The sequence below is a fragment of the Paenibacillus sedimenti genome (genome assembly GCF_014534655.1).
Taxonomy (GTDB): domain Bacteria; phylum Bacillota; class Bacilli; order Paenibacillales; family NBRC-103111; genus Paenibacillus_E; species Paenibacillus_E sedimenti.
On sequence record NZ_JACVVD010000006.1, the window covers coordinates 1 to 18,935 of the forward strand.

General features: G+C 47.8%; 18 protein-coding genes and 1 other RNA gene. 1 reads left to right on the forward strand and 18 read right to left on the reverse strand.

Translation table 11 applies throughout. The annotated features are described in order from the left end of the window. Positions 1–176: 176 nt before the first annotated feature. From ICC18_RS17435 to rpoE, 16 genes are all read right to left on the reverse strand, one after another. The gene (locus ICC18_RS17435; protein ID WP_312029548.1) at positions 177–446 is read right to left on the reverse strand and encodes a pro-sigmaK processing inhibitor BofA family protein; all 270 of its coding nucleotides are present in this window, start codon (positions 444–446) and stop codon (positions 177–179) included. A 2-nt stretch (positions 447–448) separates the two neighbouring features. After that, on the reverse strand, positions 449–733 hold the full coding sequence (locus ICC18_RS17440; protein WP_312029549.1) for a DUF2508 family protein: 285 nt from the start codon (positions 731–733) through the stop codon (positions 449–451). A 142-nt stretch (positions 734–875) separates the two neighbouring features. Then, a complete protein-coding gene (gene recR / locus ICC18_RS17445) occupies positions 876–1,472 on the reverse strand; it encodes a recombination mediator RecR (protein ID WP_188175732.1) in 597 nt (198 codons plus the stop codon). Positions 1,473–1,515: 43 nt separating this feature from the next. Beyond that, on the reverse strand, positions 1,516–1,827 hold the full coding sequence (locus ICC18_RS17450) for a YbaB/EbfC family nucleoid-associated protein (RefSeq protein ID WP_188175733.1): 312 nt from the start codon (positions 1,825–1,827) through the stop codon (positions 1,516–1,518). A 17-nt stretch (positions 1,828–1,844) separates the two neighbouring features. Beyond that, on the reverse strand, positions 1,845–3,578 hold the full coding sequence (gene dnaX, locus ICC18_RS17455) for a DNA polymerase III subunit gamma/tau (RefSeq protein ID WP_188175734.1): 1,734 nt from the start codon (positions 3,576–3,578) through the stop codon (positions 1,845–1,847). A 78-nt stretch (positions 3,579–3,656) separates the two neighbouring features. After that, on the reverse strand, positions 3,657–5,153 hold the full coding sequence (locus ICC18_RS17460) for an ATP-binding protein (RefSeq protein ID WP_223192663.1): 1,497 nt from the start codon (positions 5,151–5,153) through the stop codon (positions 3,657–3,659). Between the two features lie 105 nt (positions 5,154–5,258). Beyond that, an RNA gene (ffs, locus tag ICC18_RS17465) (signal recognition particle sRNA large type) lies at positions 5,259–5,522 on the reverse strand. 50 nt (positions 5,523–5,572) lie between these two features. Beyond that, on the reverse strand, positions 5,573–5,974 hold the full coding sequence (locus ICC18_RS17470) for a hypothetical protein (RefSeq protein WP_188175735.1): 402 nt from the start codon (positions 5,972–5,974) through the stop codon (positions 5,573–5,575). A gap of 91 nt (positions 5,975–6,065) precedes the next feature. Continuing rightward, the gene (gene rpmE / locus ICC18_RS17475; protein ID WP_188175736.1) at positions 6,066–6,263 is read right to left on the reverse strand and encodes a 50S ribosomal protein L31; all 198 of its coding nucleotides are present in this window, start codon (positions 6,261–6,263) and stop codon (positions 6,066–6,068) included. Positions 6,264–6,384: 121 nt separating this feature from the next. Beyond that, positions 6,385–7,659, reverse strand: a complete 1,275-nt coding sequence (locus tag ICC18_RS17480) for a radical SAM family protein (RefSeq protein WP_188175737.1) — start codon at positions 7,657–7,659, stop codon at positions 6,385–6,387. Positions 7,660–7,833: 174 nt separating this feature from the next. Continuing rightward, positions 7,834–9,135 carry a transcription termination factor Rho gene (rho, locus tag ICC18_RS17485; protein ID WP_188175738.1) on the reverse strand — a complete coding sequence of 434 codons (1,302 nt, stop codon included), beginning with the start codon at positions 9,133–9,135 and terminating at the stop codon, positions 7,834–7,836. 65 nt (positions 9,136–9,200) lie between these two features. Then, positions 9,201–10,460 (reverse strand): UDP-N-acetylglucosamine 1-carboxyvinyltransferase, encoded by a 1,260-nt coding sequence (gene murA, locus ICC18_RS17490; protein WP_188176039.1) that lies wholly within the window; start codon positions 10,458–10,460, stop codon positions 9,201–9,203. Between the two features lie 124 nt (positions 10,461–10,584). Next, a complete protein-coding gene (gene fba / locus ICC18_RS17495) occupies positions 10,585–11,439 on the reverse strand; it encodes a class II fructose-1,6-bisphosphate aldolase (protein WP_188175739.1) in 855 nt (284 codons plus the stop codon). A 141-nt stretch (positions 11,440–11,580) separates the two neighbouring features. Further along, positions 11,581–11,973 carry a response regulator gene (locus ICC18_RS17500; protein WP_188175740.1) on the reverse strand — a complete coding sequence of 131 codons (393 nt, stop codon included), beginning with the start codon at positions 11,971–11,973 and terminating at the stop codon, positions 11,581–11,583. A 158-nt stretch (positions 11,974–12,131) separates the two neighbouring features. Next, positions 12,132–13,733 (reverse strand): CTP synthase, encoded by a 1,602-nt coding sequence (gene pyrG, locus ICC18_RS17505; protein WP_188175741.1) that lies wholly within the window; start codon positions 13,731–13,733, stop codon positions 12,132–12,134. Positions 13,734–13,984: 251 nt separating this feature from the next. Further along, positions 13,985–14,560: a DNA-directed RNA polymerase subunit delta gene (rpoE, locus tag ICC18_RS17510; RefSeq protein ID WP_188175742.1), complete on the reverse strand. Its 576-nt coding sequence runs from the start codon at positions 14,558–14,560 to the stop codon at positions 13,985–13,987. A 401-nt stretch (positions 14,561–14,961) separates the two neighbouring features. Here rpoE and ICC18_RS17515 point away from each other — a divergent pair, with 401 nt between their 5' ends. Next, entirely contained in the window at positions 14,962–16,116 is a 1,155-nt protein-coding gene (locus ICC18_RS17515) for a S8 family peptidase (protein WP_188175743.1), read from the forward strand. Positions 16,117–16,448: 332 nt separating this feature from the next. Here the strand turns inward: ICC18_RS17515 and argS are convergent, their stop codons facing one another. Together argS and ICC18_RS17525 are read right to left on the reverse strand one after the other, a co-directional pair. Continuing rightward, the gene (gene argS, locus ICC18_RS17520; RefSeq protein ID WP_188175744.1) at positions 16,449–18,122 is read right to left on the reverse strand and encodes an arginine--tRNA ligase; all 1,674 of its coding nucleotides are present in this window, start codon (positions 18,120–18,122) and stop codon (positions 16,449–16,451) included. A gap of 6 nt (positions 18,123–18,128) precedes the next feature. Continuing rightward, positions 18,129–18,539, reverse strand: a complete 411-nt coding sequence (locus ICC18_RS17525; protein ID WP_188175745.1) for a YwiB family protein — start codon at positions 18,537–18,539, stop codon at positions 18,129–18,131. Positions 18,540–18,935 lie beyond the last annotated feature (396 nt).

Consider the following 18,935-nt stretch of genomic DNA (forward strand, 5'->3'; position numbering starts at 1 on the left):
GACTCTCGTCCATCCCGCTCTCTTTCGAAAGCCGGAAGATTAATATAACACACTAACATTTCTTTTGCAACTTGTTTTTCTCAAGTTACTTTCGCCCGTCTCTCAACGGCGACTTTAATAAGATACCACAGACGCAATAAGAGAGTCAACCCAAAATTACATGTATTTTTCTGCCATTAAAGCAACGTAAGCTTCAAACAAACAAGAAGAAGAATACCAGGAACTCCGAGTACCGTTACCGTCCCTAGCGTAGCAGTATTAATAGGCAGCTCAAAATTCGTATATGCACTGAGTAAATTCAATACATATAAAATGAAGGCAGCAAAAGCAATATTCAGCGCGATAGCGGACAACCATCTGCCCGCTCGGCGATTTCGAAACAAGATAAATATAAGCATCATAGATGATAATACGAGCAAGCCCCACATCACATACTTGAGATACACGTTTACACCTCCGTCAAGCGATCCGTATCTATTAAACTGATTCCCGATTGTTTGGCTTGTTTAATTAACATTTCAAATCGCTTTTCTGCCGCTTCTAACGCATAGATCGCATAGTCAACCTGATCTTTATCTAAGGCAAATTCAAAATGCGCCTGCGCCGCTACCCAGTTCTGGTGTGCTTTGCGTATTTCAAATACAAGCATCTGCTTGTCCTTCAAAATCGTTTCCTTCTCTGTTTTAGCTTTTAAGCTCTTTTTCCCATAAGGCCATTGCAATACTGGTTTCACGCTCTTGCCCCTCCATTCCAGCAATAATAAAGTGTTATTTAATACATACTGGAGGGACGGTAGAATTAGAACTCTACCGCGTTTTTTAGGGAAAACAAAAAAGAGAGCCTAAACAGCTCTCTCCCAAATGTTTCAATATTGATTATAATTCCCTGCGACCTTCCATCGCTTTGGTCAGAGTCACTTCATCCGCATACTCCAAGTCGCCTCCGACCGGCAAACCGTGCGCAATGCGCGTTACACGGAGTCCAAAGGACTTGACCAGTCTCGAAAGGTACATCGCTGTCGCTTCCCCCTCAATATTCGGGTTCGTAGCGAGAATAAGCTCCTGTACCTTCTCATCGCTTAGACGTTTGAGCAACTCAGCGATATGAATCTGATCAGGACCGATGCCTTCCATAGGCGAAATTGCACCGTGCAGCACGTGATAATACCCCTCAAATTCTTTGGTCCGCTCGAGCGCCACCAAATCCTTGGGCTCTTGAACGACACAGATGACGGAACCGTCCCTGCTCTTATCTTGACAGATGCGGCAGGGATCGATGTCCGTAATGTTACAACAGACCGAGCAATAGTGAAGGTTACGTTTCACGTTGACCAGCGCCTTGGCGAAGTCGGTCACATCTTCTTCTTTCATACGAAGGACGTGAAAGGCCAGGCGCCCCGCCGTTTTGGGACCTACCCCCGGCAGGCGGGAGAAAGCATCGATTAATTTGGCTATCGGTTCGGGGTAATACAACGGAAGTTCTCCTTCATCAGTCAGATTCGCTCTTCAGGTGTGCTTAGAACAAACCAGGGAGGTTCATGCCGCCTGTGAATTTGCCCATATCTTTGTTCGCTAGCTCTTCTGCTTTGGTCATTGCATCGTTCACAGCAGTCAGAACAAGGTCTTGCAGCATTTCTACATCGTCAGGATCAACAGCCTCAGGCTTAATCGTGATGCTTTGTACTTTCTTGTGACCGTTAACGATAACAGTGACAACACCGCCGCCAGCTGTTCCTTCGATCATTTTAGTACCCAGTTCCTCTTGCGCCTTCATCATTTGCTCTTGCATTTTCTTCACTTGCTTCATCATTTGGTTCATGTTATTCATTGGTAAGTAGCTCCCTCTTATTCATCTTTAATTGTGACCAAATCTTCACCAAAAAGCTGTATCGCTTCGGATATCCACTCTTCTTTGGGTTTACCGCCAGAGCCGTCTTCAGGCTGTAGTTCCATAATTTCCGGAGCAGCCGCGGCCTCATTCTGCGCATCATCCCATTCCTTACGCATAACGGTGAGCAAACGATACGGCTGGCCCAGCACTGAAGTCAGCACTTGCTCGATGAGTTGCTTATTTTCCGGCTTCTCCGTCGTATTACGGTGCATTTCATTCTTGAATGCGACCAGAACGGTATCCTCTAGCGTAGATACGAGATCACCATTAACGAACCATGCATGAACAGTGATTTTTTTCTCTTTCACTAGACCGAGGACTTGACTCCATTTCATGAGAGCCGACTTGGTCTCAGGGGCATCTACCGCCTTCAGGTAACCGTCAAGTTTGATGCCTGACTTTTTGGCCGGAACAGCGGCAAGTGATGGCCTCTGCGGAGATGCCGGCTTGGATTGCGAGTCAGCAGCCGTTACTCCCGATTTTACCAGTCCTGCTAGCTGTTCTTCAAGTTGCTGCAGCTTTTTGGTCAACTGTCCGATGATATCACCCTCCGCAGAAGCAGCATGGCTTGTGCCACTGGACAATACGCCAGCCTCGGCTCCCCTGTGGCCCCCTGATATTTTCATGATCGAAATCTCCAGCAGGGTCTGAGGTTGAACGGAATATTTCATTTCGCTCTGATAATGATTGAGCGTTTCGATAATCGCCATCATATCGGCAGGTGAGAAATGACCAGCTACTTCCCGCAGCTCGTTCATATCAAAAACCCGCTCTGTAATGACCGGCGAATTAGGCACCATACGAACCATGAGCAAATCACGGAAATAATCAATCAAATTCTCGATGCATTTGTCGGCGCTCTTACCTTCTTGCATGAATGTATCAATGAGCTCGAGTGCGGTTCCCAACTCTTTATCTTTAATCGCAAGCACTAGCTTCTTAAATTGATCCGCAGCTACGCCGCCGGTAATGGACAGTATGTCAGAAAGCTGTACCTCGCCTGTTGCAAAGGAAGCCGCCTGATCCAAAAGGCTGAGCGCATCCCGCATCCCCCCATCGGACAGCCTTGCAATGTAATGCAGCGCTTCCTCGCTGATGGAGATATGCTCTTGATCGCATACGTACTGCAGCCGCTGCACCTGTTCTTCCATAGAAACGCGCCGGAAGTCGAATCGCTGACAACGGGATATGATCGTGGCTGGGATTTTGTGCGGTTCGGTCGTAGCCAGAATGAACATGACGTGGGCCGGAGGCTCCTCGAGCGTTTTCAGCAATGCATTAAAGGCTTCTGTCGTCAGCATATGCACTTCATCGATAATGTAAACTTTCTGCCGTACTTCAGTTGGTGCATACTTGACTTTATCACGAATATCGCGAATCTCTTCGACGCCGCGGTTAGAGGCCGCATCAATTTCAACGACATCCATAACAGCCCCTTCGGTAATTCGCTTACAAGCAGAACATTCGTTGCATGGTTCCTCTGCGGGACCGTTCTCGCAGTTAACCGCTTTGGCTAATATTTTGGCTGTACTGGTTTTACCGGTTCCACGAGGTCCATTGAACAAGTAAGCGTGAGTAAGACGATTTTCTCTAAGGGAATTCTGCAGCGTTTGCGTTATATGTTTCTGTCCTACGACTTCACGAAACGTCTGGGATCTCCAAGTTCGATATAAAGCAATATGTGCCATAAAGTTCCTCTCCAATAATCCCTGCATAGAGCTATTGACTTTATTATACTATAACCTCACTAGGGATGAAATAGAGGATCAGGCATAGGGAATGACGATGGTGAAGGTAGTCCCATAGCCTTTGGATGACACCTTAATGCTTCCCCCCATATCATGAATAATCCGTTGACATACGGACAACCCGAGTCCTGTACCGGTATCTTTGGTCGTAAAAAAAGGATCGAAAATTTTATCAATGACAAACATCGGGATTCCTGATCCGGTATCATGAATATCAATACATACGTTCCTTTCCGTCGTATCCACTTTCTCTGTGATTGTTAACACCCCTCCATCCGACATAGCTTCAATGCCATTCTTACAAATATTCAAAAAAACTTGCTTAAGCAATTCTTGATCTGCAATAACTTCGGGCAGGTGATAGGACGCTTCATACTGTAAATGTACATTATAAAGGATCGCTTCATTATTAATAATCGGCAAAATTCCTCTCAGTACCTCAGATAAGTCAATCCGTTCATAAGATACATGCTTAGGTTTACTGAGCAGCAAAAACTCATTCACAAGCTCATTAATTCGGTTAATCTCAGTAAGCATGACCTCCGTGTAGCTTTGCTCTTTACTCATCCCTTGAACTTCAAAGGTACGACGGAGCACCTGAAGAAAGCCTTTAATAGAGGTCAATGGATTCCGAATCTCGTGTGCGGTTCCCGCGGCGATCTGACCAATCATGGCAAGCCGGTCGCTGCGCTGCACCATCTCCTCCAAAGACCGCATATTGGTCACATCTTTGAAAATGATGTAAGCTCCTACCATATTCCCTTGATTATCTTTAAGCACATTGGAATCGAGCAGCAATTCGAAACGTTCATGATTGTTCGTCCACGAAACCGCATAATTACGTACGACCATGCCATTCAGAATTGTACGCTGTACTAATCGATGTTCAGAAGGAACCGTTGCAAATACCTCATCCAAGGACATGTTCAAGATGGTTTCGCGTTCCAAACCAAGAATCCGGCACGCCATATCGCTTATATCAACCAACGTGTAATTCATGCTAATTAATAAAACACCCAAATTAACATCCTTCAAAAAGGCGTCTGAAAAGCGCTGCAACAAATTAAGCTGAGAACCTTCCAGCTGGTTTCTCATGATCATCAAATAGACTACCTTCTCATCTCGGACGAGCCTGGCCATCGAAAATTGGTAATGTATCGTTTCACCATTCTTACTCATCAGGAATCCGTGCGGCCATTCTACAGGACCCGATTCATCGCTAAAGTAAAAATCGTACAACTCACGAAGCGATGCTCTCACCTTAAACAACCGGGAAAACGGTATGCTTGTAATCTCTTCTGCTGAGTATCCGGAGAACTTCAATAACTTGTCCGTTGCCAGAATGACCCTTCCCTCTTCATCCACAACGAGCATACTGCTTTGTATGCTATGATTCACCAGCTTTCTCACTTCTTCCATGGATACCGTGTAATGCCCCACGTCATGAATAGACAATTCTGTAGCACCCCTTCTTTGACCCACCATATCGCAAGCGCTTCCATTAATTAGAATCATATAATCATTCTCCTTATAGTAAGAATTTTCCTCCAATTGAATAAGAAAAAAACGCCCAGCATTCTGGACGTTGTCGTTTGTTATCGTTATATTTTTATGAGAAAACCGTGCACCTGTTATTGATAAAGGGATACGAGCGTACTTTTATCGTTAGCTCAAGTTAGGCAACCCTTCGGCACATGAAACATCTTGCTTACGGCTGCTTCCTTCCAGACCTGACCGGGTTCACAAGCATTCATTGCGAAGGACCCGACTCTCAACACCACGTGTAAAAGCCAGACCTCACATCACAGTACCTCTAACAGGGATTCAACCCCGCTACAGCGGATTGCGAGTTACAGGGCACCGCTACCTCCCCATCTAGCACGGTAAAAATAAGTATAGCCGATTCGATAGCAAATAGCAACCAAGGGTAAAACCTACCTGATCATCCTCACTCTTACATCATAACGAGGCATGTTTGTATCAAGCGCCATTTGAACCTGTGACCGAAGCTCATCCACTTGGGCATCCGTCAAATCAGGTTTAGGTTTTACTTTCACACGGGCGACCGGTCCGTTGATTGTTATGCTTGATGTATCAATGCCCGGAAGCTGAGCTAAGACAGCCTTCATCAGATTCGAATCATCTTCATAATGATGATATGTTGGATTCAAAGGGTCATTCGGATTCACGCTCGTTGCTCCTAATAATCCATCGCTTGGGTACGATTTTGCTTTGTAAGTTTGATCATCCGTTGTCCGGTTGTTCATGTTGCCGCAGCCGACGAGACTCATGATCAATATAACTGTGACTGCAATTCTTAGCGCACCTGTGAACATAAAAACACCTCCCTATAGACTCTAAGCCTAAGCTTAGGATGACCAAGGGAGGTTGTCTTATGCCGATTGGCAGTCAAGTAATTGATGCCAATTAGATGCCGTATTTCTTTTTGAATTTGTCGACACGGCCGCCTGCATCGATAAACTTTTGTTTACCTGTGTAGAACGGATGGCAATTAGAGCAAATCTCAACGCGAAGATTTTGCTTAATGGAGCCTGTCTCGAACACATTACCACATGCACAAGTCACTGTGGTTACATGATAAGTAGGATGAATCGCTGCTTTCATGTTAGGTTCACCTCTTTCTGCCCTGAATCATTTGCTGAAACAGAGTTATATTGACACACTAACGCATTATATCACGTCAGAAAGTCTTCATGCAATAACAATCCTTGCGGTAGGATCTGGCTTAAAGCTTCGCTGCGAGCGAACGCTCTCTGGTATAAAACTCAGGGGTATGCGTATAGGAGCCGATCACGACATCCGGCAATTCCTCTTGGAAAATCTCAATCATCTGCTTCATGCCAAGCAGTTCTCCTCGAGCTTTAGGAATGATGCTCAGATAGCTCTCGGGATCAATATTTAAGTTACGCAGTTGGATCAGTTTTAATCCGGTTCTGCGTACAAATTCAATCATCGCTTCAATCTCTTCTTCCCGGTCGGTTACCCCTGGGAATACGAGATAGTTGATGGATGTGATGACGCCCTTATCGGTAGCGTAACGCAGCGACTTCTCCACGTTCTTAAGCGTGTAGGCTCTAGGCTTGTAATAAGCGTTGTAGTGGTCGTCGAGCGCGCTGATCGTACTGACTCGCATCAGGTCGAGTCCGGCATCGACAATGCCGCGGATATGGTCGGTGAGACCCGCGTTGGTATTGATATTGATGTAGCCCATCTTCGTCTGCTGGCGCACTTGTTTCATCGCTTCGATAATAATCGTTGCCTGCGTGCTCGGTTCGCCTTCGCAACCTTGACCGAAGGAGATTATACTCTCCGGCGTGCGCAGGTGTTCAAGCATGATCTGTACAATCTCTTCAACTTGCGGCTTAAAATTCATCCGCGTCTGCGGGGCAGGAAAGCCGCTGTCATCCGGCTGTTCGGAGATACATCCGAAGCAGCCCGCATTGCAGGAGTAGGAGACGGGAACCGCTCCCTCCCAGCGCTGCAGGAAGGTGTTCGACGCGGTCAAGCATTCATAGCCCAGCGCGCAGTTGGACAAGTGCTGGTAAAGACGATTGTCCGGATACTTCGCAACCAGACGCTTGACTTCGACTTCCAGCTCGCCCGGGTCACAGTTCACCGGGTTCCAGTAGTACGGGTTGTCGCTCTGACGAGCCGCAACATAGAAGGCATCCTCTTTCCATACGACGGCCGTGTAGCCGAATAGCGGCAGCACTTTGGTCTTATCGGATTTGACATATCCGGGAAGCAGCAGCCTTGTGAACCCTTGAGGAAGAAGAGCGCCTACGGCATGATAATCTCCCTCTACAAGCTTCATATCTCCTGTCTCCGCATCAATCCCGACCGGGCGAGTGAAAGGAAGACTCACCAGCGTTGCCCCTTCGGGCAGCGGGATAAGCTCTTCATCCAAAATTTCTGTAATCATTTCAGCGTTACGACCAAGCGCCAAATAATCGGGATGATCGAAAACGTTACCTTGTGAGTCAGCGTAAACCAGGTTCATGGCAAGAACTCCTAATATTCATTTGGGGCCCCCACAAAGTAATGTCTAAACTCTTATCGCAGCAATTCAGAGAAGTATGACCGCTTTGAATCGTGAGTTTAGACGCCGATCGAACTTAAGCTCGATGCGGACGGAATATGCTCCAGAGCTTGGCGTCACTTTGTGGGGTTGAGTTTAAGATGCGGAGTTTTTGACTTTGCCGCCTTTATTCCCGCCGGTTCCCGTGCCGGCAGAAGGTGATGCGAGCGACTCCAAAAACTCTTGATTGGTCTTGGTATCGGCCAGCTTTTTGATAAAAGCTTCTGTATATTCATGCGAATCGTTCATGCCTTTACGCAGCGCCCAAATTTTCTCGAGCTCTTCCTTACCGAGAAGCGCTTCTTCGCGGCGCGTGCCGGATCTGCGAATATCGATCGCAGGGAAGATTCGACGCTCAGCCATTTTACGATCAAGATGAAGTTCTAAATTTCCCGTACCTTTAAATTCTTCATAAATGACGTCATCCATACGAGATCCTGTTTCAATCAGTGCTGTTGCAAGTATGGTCAAGCTGCCGCCTTCTTCAATGTTACGGGCAGCCCCGAAGAAACGCTTCGGACGATGAAATGCACCCGGGTCAATACCACCGGACAATGTCCGGCCTGTTGGCGGAACAACAAGGTTATATGCTCTTGCCAGACGTGTGATGCTGTCCAAAAGAATAACAACATCCTTCTTATGCTCGACTAACCGCATCGCGCGTTCCAAAACAAGCTCCGCCACTTTAATGTGGTTCTCTGGCAGCTCATCAAAAGTAGAGGCAACGACTTCGCCTTTGACTGAACGCTGCATATCTGTTACTTCCTCAGGACGCTCATCAATGAGCAAAACGAAAAGTTCGATATCCGGGTAATTGGTGGAGATACTATTGGCGATTTCTTTGAGAAGTAACGTTTTCCCTGCTTTTGGGGGGGCTACGATCAAACCGCGTTGGCCGAGACCGACCGGCGCCAGCATATCCATAATACGTGTGGAAAGCTTGTTAGGGGTTGTTTCGAGAATGACTCGGGTTTGCGGGTAAAGAGGCGTTAACGCTGGAAAATGGAGACGTTCGGACGCTGTTTCCGGCTTCTCTCCATTGACCGCTTCTACCTGCAGGAGACCGAAATATCGCTCATTCTCCTTAGGAGGCCGACATTTTCCAGAAACGACGTCTCCGGAACGAAGATCGAACTTCCGAATTTGAGAAGCGGAGATGTAGATGTCCTCCGAACTCGGCAGGTAATTAATCGGTCTCAAGAAACCGAAACCTTCCTGAAGTATTTCGAGGACACCTTGCATAAACATCAGACCGCTTTCGGCAGCTTGTGCGCGCAATATAGCAAAAATAAGTTCTTTTTTCTTAAGCTGTCCATAGTATGGAATCTGGTGTTTCTTGGCCAGCTTATATAAATCGGTAAGCTTGAGAAGTTCAAGCTCAGCAAGTTGCATGCTCATTTATTTTCAACCACCAAACTATTAAATTTTCAATTGGATTCTAGCATTGCCTGTTAGTTGGAACTTTATTCCTCGCTTTCACGCCAAACCTCAGCCCCGAGCGACGACAGGTTAAACACCAGATTCTCATAGCCTCGGTCAATGAACTCGACACCGGATACTTCAGTGACTCCACCGCTGCGAACACTTAATCCGGCGATAACGAGCGAAGCGCCTGCCCGCAGGTCCGTAGCTCTTACTTTGGCTGAACTAAGCTGAGAACCTTCGATAATGGCGGAGCGGCCTTCCACTTTCATTTTTGCTCCCATACGAACAAGTTCAGGAATATGCTTAAAACGATTGCTGTAAACATGATCTGTTAGTATGCTAACTCCGCGTGCTTGAGTCAGGAGACTCGCCATCGGAGATTGTAAATCCGTCGCAAATCCCGGGTAAACGAGTGCTTTTACATCCACGCTCTCGTATTCAGGCTGACCTACCACGCGTATGGATTCATCCATTTCGTAGATATGTACGCCCATTTCCTGAAGTTTAGCGGTAAGAGCTTCCATGTGCTTAGGAATTACATTATCCACAGTGACATCACCGCGCGTTGCCGCCGCAGCAATCATGTAAGTACCGGCTTGAATACGGTCAGGGATAATGGAATGACGGCAGCCATGCATTTCCGTAACGCCTTCAATACGGATCGTTTCGGTCCCTGCGCCTTTAATTTTGGCGCCCATCGAGTTTAATAGAGTAGCAACATCTATGATTTCAGGCTCTTTGGCCGCATTTTCAATAAGAGTAAAGCCTTTGGCACGAGATGCCGCGAGCATGATATTGATGGTAGCCCCGACACTGGCCATGTCCAAATAAATCTTTGCGCCACGCAGTTCTTTTGCGCGTATTTTTAATGCTCCGTTTTCATTACTGACTACCGCACCCAGTGCTTCAAAGCCTTTAATATGCAGGTCGATCGGACGAGGTTCAAAATTACACCCTCCGGGAAGCCCGATTGTCGCCTCTCCAAATCTACCAAGCAACGCTCCCATCAAGTAGTAGGAAGCACGCAACTTCTTCACTTTGCCATTGGGCATCGGAAGAGATTTCATAGAACTCGGATCAATCGTCATGCGATCCTCATTCCAATCAATCGTTGCACCTAAGTCCGTTAAAATTTCTGTATATGTAGCCACATCGCTGAGATGAGGCAGATTATCCAAAGTTACTGACGTCTCTGCAAGAACTGCAGCCGGAATCAAAGCGACAGCGCTGTTCTTCGCTCCGCTTATTTGAATCGTTCCCCGTAGTGGACGGCCACCGACCACCATTAATTTTTCCAACATGATTCTCCCCCTACATCAGGTGCCTACTTGCTGTGATTAGGACAGAGCTGTCCCGTGAAAAAACAGAAGAGGGAAACGCATCATAAAAAATGCATTTCCCACAATATCTATACAGTTGGAATTAAGCTTGATTGCTGCTTCCGAACAATTGAATTTTGGATTTTACAACATCTACCATCGCTTTGCGAGCAGGTGTAAGGTATTTGCGAGGATCGTACACTTTCGCATCTTTGTTCAGCACTTCACGAATTGCTTCTGTGCAAGCCACTTGGTTTTCAGTGTTCACGTTGATTTTACCAACGCCAGCTGCGATGGATTTACGGATCATTTCGTCCGGAACGCCGGATCCGCCGTGCAATACAACAGGAACTGGAATTGCTTTGGAAACAGCTTCGATAATATCGAAGTGGATGTTAGGTTCACCAGCGTACATACCATGCGCTGTACCTACAGCGATCGCCAAGCAATCAACGCCAGTTTCTTCATAGAAACGGATGGCTTCTTCCGGTTTTGCGAGGTTTGCATGCTCTTCGTCCACGCTGATGTCATCCTCAACGCCGCCGATTGTTCCAAGCTCACCCTCAACGGATACGCCCATTGCACGAGCAGCTTTCACAACTTCTTTCGTCAAGCGAATGTTCTCTTCGAAGGAGTAGTGGGAACCGTCAAACATAACGGAGCTGAATCCTGCGCGGATACATTTCATTGCTACTTCAAAGGAGCTGCCATGATCCAGGTGCAAGGCAATCGGCAGACCGGATTTTTTAGCTGCTGCTTCCGCAATAGCTACCGTAAATTCGATACCCATATATTTCAGTGCGCCTTCGCTAACACCATAGATGAATGGGGATTTTAGTTCGATTGCCGCGTCCACGATTGCTTGAGCGAATTCAAGGTTGTTCATGTTGAACTGACCCACCGCGAATTTGTTCGCTTTTGCTTTTGGTAAAAACTCATTCATTGAAACCAATGCCATGTTTCTCTTCCTCCTAGAACCTTTTAGTAGATGCGTAAACCGCTCTTTGTCATACCTGAGTTATTATAGCACATATATTTTCAAATGATAACCAAGCCCTTAACAATTCCCTCATATAAACAATAAAAAAGACCCTAAAGATTAGGATCCCACTGCAAAACTATTGTTTGATTCGTTATTTAACTGCTTGTTGACCGCCATTCGCAATTCATCAATATCAAAAGGCTTCGTAAAATGCATGATCGCGCCAAGGTCCGTCGCTTCTTTAATCATGTCAAGCTCACCATAAGCCGTCATCATGATCACTTTAATGGATGGGTCGATTGCTTTGACATGCTTCAGTATGTCTAAACCATCCATACCTGGAATCTTCATATCCAGTAATACAAGGTCGGGCGAGGAGTTCTTGACAATCTCTAAAGCCAGCTTACCATTCGATGCTTGATAGGTATCGTATCCTTCGTTGCTGAACACTTCCATGAGTAGTACGCGAATTCCGTTTTGATCATCGACAATCAATACTTTTTTCTTCATAAGCTTGGTTCCCTCCCGAAAAACGAATAACGAACTCCCATTTTCTATGAATGTATATTATTCGCTATCCGTTCTCGATTTCCTTCCGGGGAACAAAACTTTATTGAAATGTTTGACAAATAAGAGGTTTTTCAGGAAGCCAGGTGAACCGGCAAAGATTATTGAGTCAGTTGCAATGCAGCTTTCACGAACTCGCGGAATAATGGCTGCGGACGATTCGGACGCGATGTGAACTCCGGATGGAATTGTACCGCAAGGAACCAAGGATGTTCCGGAACCTCGATCATTTCCACCAATCGGCCATCCGGTGATGTACCGGAAATGCGCATACCCGCTGATTCGATCAGCTCGCGGTATTCGTTGTTAAACTCGTACCGGTGACGATGTCTTTCGTAGACCAGCTCGTCATCATAGGAAAGCGCCGCAAGGGAGCCAGGAACCAGCTTGCAAGGGTATAAGCCCAGGCGCATCGTTCCGCCCAGATTCTCGATATCCTTCTGCTCAGGCAGCAAATCAATAACCGGATAAGCGGTTGTCGGGTTGATCTCAGAGCTGTTCGCACCATTAAGCCCAGCGACGGAACGGGCGTATTCAATAACGGCTACTTGCATGCCTAGGCAAATGCCGAAAAATGGAATCTTCTTCTCCCGCGCATAACGAATGGCGGAAACTTTGCCTTCAATGCCGCGATCGCCAAAGCCGCCTGGTACTAGAATGCCTTGTACACCGCTAAGCAGTTCATCCACATTATGATCATACACTTCTTCTGCATTAACCCAACGGATGTCAATTTCCGAATCATTATCAATCCCTGCATGACCCAGCGCTTCTACAATACTGAGGTAAGCGTCATGCAAAGCCACGTATTTACCGACGATGGCAATCTCCGTCTTCTTCCTCAAGGATTTGACTTTACGTACGAGGCTTTCCCATTCCGCCATATCCGGCTCATTGGTTTTCAGCTTCAAGTGATTGACGACATAATCGTCCATACCTTGCTCGCGCAGCATCATCGGCACTTCGTATAATGTTTCGGCATCCTTACATTCAATGACAGCTGCCGGATCGATGTCGCAGAAAAGCGCTAGCTTGCGCTTCATATCATCCGTCAGGGAATGCTCGGTACGGCAAACGATAACATGCGGCTGAATGCCCAGACCGCGCAGTTCTTTTACACTATGTTGCGTCGGCTTCGTTTTCACTTCGCCAGCGGCTTTGATGTAAGGAATCAGCGTAACGTGAATATACATGACATTCTCGCGCCCAATGTCATTTTTCATTTGACGAATGGCTTCGAGGAACGGCAAGCTTTCGATATCGCCAACAGTACCGCCAATCTCAGTAATGACAACGTCGGATTGTGCCTCACGGCCAGCGCGAAGGACGCGATCCTTAATTTCATTCGTAATGTGAGGGATAACTTGTACCGTTCCGCCCAGGTACTCGCCTCTACGCTCCTTAGTAATAACGGAAGAGTACACTTTACCGGTTGTTACATTGGAATTTTTAGAGAGATTAATATCAATAAAACGTTCATAATGGCCTAAGTCCAAATCCGTTTCTGCGCCGTCATCGGTGACAAACACCTCACCGTGCTGATAAGGGCTCATCGTTCCCGGGTCCACGTTAATGTACGGATCAAACTTTTGGATCGTTACCTTCAGACCTCTGTTCTTGAGCAATCTTCCCAAGGAAGCTGCGGTAATTCCTTTTCCCAGGGAAGAGACTACGCCTCCCGTTACGAAAATGTATTTTGTCACTATGTACGCCTCCTAAGATTTTTTTTAGAAACGCCAGACAGCTGGCTTTTGTACGCACCTGAACACCCTGTTTTCTAGTTTCCGCAAAACAGGGGTTTTCATGATAACGAAGTGAAAAAACATCCATGAAAAACAAAAAAAGTGACACCCGTAGTGACGGGGCACTTTTCGAACGCTCTCGCGAATTGTTAAGATTCTTTTAAAGCCCATGCAATAGTTTACTCTGAACCGATAGGGGCTGTCAAGACAAGTTATTTATCGTCTTCTTCGTCCCCATCTTCAAATTCAGCTTCCTCTTCCTCTTCTTCGAGATCTTCTTCCAGTTCTTCGTCAGACTCTTCAATGCCGGCGTCACCCAGATCTTCTTCCTCGATCTCTTCATCTTCGAAGAATTCGGAATCCTCCTCGGCATCCTCTTCACCCTCGGTACCGAAAGCATCGTAGTCGTCTTCCTCAGCGTAGGTATCTTCTTCTTCCTCCGCGTAAATATCCTCATCCAGATCATCGTCTTCATCGTTGATGATGCGAGGACGCTTCGCATTGCCAACCGCATCTTCGGATTTCTCAACCGGATACCAGCGTTTCAAGCCCCACAAGTTGGAACCTACACAGGCAAAACGTCCATCGATGTTGATCTCTGTATATAGTTGGGCAATCACCTGCATAACATCCTGCTCGGACAACCCTTTAATTTTAGCAATTTCCATCATCAGGTCACGATAATAAAAAGGCGTATTCGCCGATTTCAGCAATTCAAACGCTAAATCCACCATCGGCATTTCGCGCGCCTGCTCCGCGGTGATTTTGAGTGTATATTCGCTACCCATCTAAGGCACATCCCTTCGACCGTCTTCTTCAAGTTCTTCTAACTACCTTATCCAATATCTTCATTAAGTAAAACCTATTTTTTCTAAAAATGCAACTATCCCCTTGGAATCGTTTCGTTAGAGGGATACGGGACGAATGAAACAAAATAAAACAAGCGAAGGTCCCCCCTCGCTTGCGACTGTATCCTCAGGAATCGTAGCGCTAGGGACGCTACGTTTCCACCACCTGAGAAAGAGACACTCCTGCCGCGCCTCTCTATTCATCCTATGTAAAACCTACGCATCTGACACGGGTTCGCACCCATTTATTTCATAAAAAGGCGATGACACGGTCAGGCCGGAAGACCTGTACATAAGATAGGGGAGATTCGATTATATGCTGTCACGAGGGGGATGGTATCATGGATACAGCCACCTTTCTTCATCTGCTCAATGAGGAAATCAGTCTCACCACACGTTCGGATAAAAAGCACGTTATCCATTTCCCATCGACCAAGGATTATTACGCTTGCAGATCCCAGCTGAAGCGAATGAAATCCAGCCACACCCACCTCTCCAAAGTACGCGACCTCGGCATTATTCACGCTTTTTCCTGTACACTTCGCGCTGATTCCAAGCTGAAGGCCATTTCCGGCGCCACCGTCATCAAAGAAGATACCCGTATAACCGTACATCGAGTCCTTGGAAAGAAAAATACCGTTCGTAGGGCAATCTTCGCGGGCTCTCAAACTATTCCTTGGGGGGTCAATCAGATTGACGCTCCGGAAGCATGGGGCAAGTCAGTCGGCCAGAGCGTCCGGATTGGCGTCATTGATACGGGAATCGACTACAACCATCCGGATTTGCGGACGTCAATTGCGCGCGGTGTGAATTTATTGAACCGCAGCATGCTGCCCTATGATGATAATGGACACGGCACGCATATTGCAGGAACTATCGCTGCTACAGGCAGGCATACAGGTATTGTCGGCGTTGCTCCAAGGGCAATTATTCATCCGGTCAAAGCGTTCGACTACAACGGAAGCGCTTATGTGTCCGACATTATCGCAGGCATTGACTGGTGTGTACAGAACGATCTTGACGTGATCAATATGAGCTTTGGCATGAAAACGTATAATCGGTCACTGGAGCAAGCTGTTATGAATGCCTATTTCAAAGGCAAAGTGATTGTCGCCTCCTCAGGCAATGACGGCAAACGCAAAACGGTCGATTACCCCGCCCGCTTCCCGCAGGTCGTCTCTGTAGGCGCGACGACACGTCTGGGTAAAATCGCTCCCTTTAGCAATCGAGGGAAGCAAATCGATGTTTATGCGCCAGGCGAGCGGATTTATTCCTCCTGGCTTCACGGCAAATACAACGAGCTGAGCGGAACCTCAATGGCTACCGCCCACGTTAGCGGCGTTATCGCCTTGATGCTGTCCATCAAGCCGAGCCTCGGACCGCTGCAGATCAAGAATATCCTGAGGCGCTGCGCAAGCAACCTCGGCAAGCGCGAAAGCTTGCGCTGGCGCCCAGGGCAGATTAATGCCCGGCGTGCGCTTAGCGCGCTGAAGTGAGTTCGCTCCGGCCGAGATGGTCGGTACCCGCGGGGGTTGATTGACGGGCTATAATCATGCACAGAATGCCGGTAATTGCCATTAGCAGCGTCCGGCATCCGAAAATCATGCAAATTATGCCGGTAAGTTCCCGAATTTGCATTTGTGCGGCATTTATCAGCGGAATTACAAGCATTATATGCATGTAATTCACTTCATTTAGCGGAAAAGCCGGAAAATCCGGCACTTTTTACAGTTAATTTAATCGAGCGAGCAGGAGCAAAGATAATAAGGGATCAAGCAAATAGGAGAAAACTCCTTTGCTTGATCCCTTTTTGAGCTGTTTCCGGAGCTTACATCCGCTCTGGAGCCGATACGCCAACGACGCGAAGCACGTTGGCTAAAGTCGTGCGCAAAGCGCCAAGCAGCGCGAGGCGTGCCTGGGTGAGCGCTGCGTCATCCGTAATGACGTAGTGGCCCTTGTAGTAGCTATGGAACTGGCTCGCCAGTTCATAGACATAGCGGATGAGCCGATGCGGCGCATACTGCTCGGCAGCCACGGCGACTTCCTCCGGAAGCTCGCCGATTTTGCGCAGCAGGTCGAACTCGGCTTCCGCCGTGAGGCGGGATAGATCGACCTGCTCCAGCGGCAGGATCTCGATGCCTTGCTCCGCCGCCTGGCGGTAGATACTGCAAATCCGTGCGTGTGCATACTGTACGTAGAAGACCGGGTTCTCATTGGACTGCGAAACCGCAAGGTCCATGTCAAAGTCCAGATGCGAATCCATGCTGCGCATCGTGAAGAAGTAACGGATCGGGTCGACGCCGACCTCGTCCATGAGGTCCTCCATCGTAACGGCTTTGCCGGTACGCTTGGACATCTTCACCTTTTCCCCGTTTTGGAAAAGGCTCACCATCTGCGCGATCAGCACGACGAGCCGATCGGCTTCGAACCCCAGCGCCGTCATGGCGGCTTTCATCCGCGGGATGTAGCCGTGATGGTCGGCACCCCAGATATTGATCAGGCGGTCGTAGCCGCGCTCGAATTTGTTGCGATGGTAGGCGATATCCGGCGTCAAGTACGTGAAGGAGCCGTCGTTCTTGATCAGAACGCGGTTCTTATCGTCACCGAGCGGTGTGGTGTTCAACCAGGTTGCGCCGTCCTCCTCATACACGTGACCGTTGTCACGAAGCTCTTGGAGCACGCCTGGGATGAGGTTGTCCTCGTAAATGGACGTTTCCGAAAACCAGTGATCGAATTGAACGCCGAAACGGCCGAGGTCACGCTTGATTTTGTCAAGCTCCTTCTCGAGACCATACGTACGGAAGTACGAGCGGCGCTCCTCTTCAGACAAGCTCAGCAGGCTATCACCTTTGTCAGCAGCCAGTTCAGCGGCAAAACCTTTGATGTCTTCGCCAAAGTAGCCGTCTTCCGGCATCTCGGCATCTTGGCCGAGCGCTTGGAGATAACGAGCTTCGATCGACTTGGCCAAGTTCAACACTTGGTTCCCTGCGTCATTAATGTAATACTCCCGCGATACATCGTATCCGGCGAGGTCGAGCACGTTGCACAGCGCATCGCCAACCGCCGCTCCGCGGGCATGACCCAGATGTAATGAACCTGTAGGGTTCGCACTGACGAACTCGACTTGTACTTTGAGACCTTGTCCGACATTAATAGCACCGTAACGGCTGCCCTGCTCGGCTACCTCCGCGATGAGCGGATAAAGGTAAACTTTATTCATTTTGAAGTTAATGAAGCCCGGTCCGGCAATATCAGCTGACGCAATATACGCCTTTTCTTTTTGCAGATTAGCAATAATTTGCTCTGCAATTTGTCTTGGGTTTTGTTTGGCGATTCGGGTCAATTGCATCGCGACATTCGTCGCAAAGTCTCCGTGCGCCTTGTCCTTAGGCACCTCTAACGTGATTTCCGGCATTTGTGCGGCATCGATAATGCCCGCTGCTGTGACGGCTTCGGTAATGGCTTGTTTAACGATCGTTTTAACTTGGTTTAATACGTCCATTGTTGGTTACTCCTCCTGAATCAACAACTTGATCCGATAATGTCCTGCGTGCGTGCCTGATGCATATAAATCATAGCTCCACCTCGTGATGCCGATCCCTTGCTCAGCCGTAGATGTCAGCTCGTGAGTCTCGATTTCGAGTTCCATTCTTCCTTGGGCCGTCTGATAAAAGCCTACCCGCTTCTCGCCAGGAACAAACGTTTGCTCCGCCTGCACGTCACCTTGCCGGATGATTCGAATCTGGTTGGTCTCCAGCTTGATAAGCGTTACAGTTCGTCCGAGCTCGTTCTGCGCTTCTTCATAGCGGATATAGGTATGCTCTCCCTTAGGATAGAGATCCCCCTTCGCCTTCTGAACCGTGGTCTCGCTTCCGCTTCGGCTCTCAATCCGGATCCGCACACGTTGCTTAGCCGTCATCGTCCGTCATTCTCCTGTTCTTCAAAGCTTGCTTACGCCTTATGTCAAGATAAGGCAAGATAGGTATTAGTGTATAATATAAGGTCTGCGAATTCAATGTGGAGAGCAAAATCAGGCTGATCGGGGCGGTAAATAGCGAGCTTCCATACCCATAAGCGCTCACTCTTCTTTGGATGGTCCGTAGGCTCCCGTTACAGGTATTCCCGCTTGGCGCATCAAGCACCGAACATTGTTCGTAAAATTGCGTCACTTGGTCGCTATGCCCTCATTTAAGCGTTGGCGGCGCGATTCAGCGTCCAGAGCGGCGCTATTAACGAACAATGGGCTTTATACGCTTTTTCAAGAGCAACAAAAAAACCGCCAGCACTTCTTGCAATCGCAAGAAATCTGACGGTT

Coding starts and splice junctions, on each gene's coding strand:
- ICC18_RS17450 (WP_188175733.1), bottom strand. CDS start 1,827: ATGAATAACATGAACCAAATGATGAAGCAAGTGAAGAAAATGCAAGAG.
- dnaX (WP_188175734.1), bottom strand. CDS start 3,578: ATGGCACATATTGCTTTATATCGAACTTGGAGATCCCAGACGTTTCGT.
- ICC18_RS17460 (WP_223192663.1), bottom strand. CDS start 5,153: ATGATTCTAATTAATGGAAGCGCTTGCGATATGGTGGGTCAAAGAAGG.
- ICC18_RS17470 (WP_188175735.1), bottom strand. CDS start 5,974: ATGTTCACAGGTGCGCTAAGAATTGCAGTCACAGTTATATTGATCATG.
- rpmE (WP_188175736.1), bottom strand. CDS start 6,263: ATGAAAGCAGCGATTCATCCTACTTATCATGTAACCACAGTGACTTGT.
- ICC18_RS17480 (WP_188175737.1), bottom strand. CDS start 7,659: ATGAACCTGGTTTACGCTGACTCACAAGGTAACGTTTTCGATCATCCC.
- rho (WP_188175738.1), bottom strand. CDS start 9,135: ATGAGCATGCAACTTGCTGAGCTTGAACTTCTCAAGCTTACCGATTTA.
- fba (WP_188175739.1), bottom strand. CDS start 11,439: ATGGCATTGGTTTCAATGAATGAGTTTTTACCAAAAGCAAAAGCGAAC.
- ICC18_RS17500 (WP_188175740.1), bottom strand. CDS start 11,973: ATGAAGAAAAAAGTATTGATTGTCGATGATCAAAACGGAATTCGCGTA.
- rpoE (WP_188175742.1), bottom strand. CDS start 14,560: ATGGGTAGCGAATATACACTCAAAATCACCGCGGAGCAGGCGCGCGAA.
- ICC18_RS17515 (WP_188175743.1), top strand. CDS start 14,962: ATGGATACAGCCACCTTTCTTCATCTGCTCAATGAGGAAATCAGTCTC.
- argS (WP_188175744.1), bottom strand. CDS start 18,122: ATGGACGTATTAAACCAAGTTAAAACGATCGTTAAACAAGCCATTACC.
- ICC18_RS17525 (WP_188175745.1), bottom strand. CDS start 18,539: ATGACGGCTAAGCAACGTGTGCGGATCCGGATTGAGAGCCGAAGCGGA.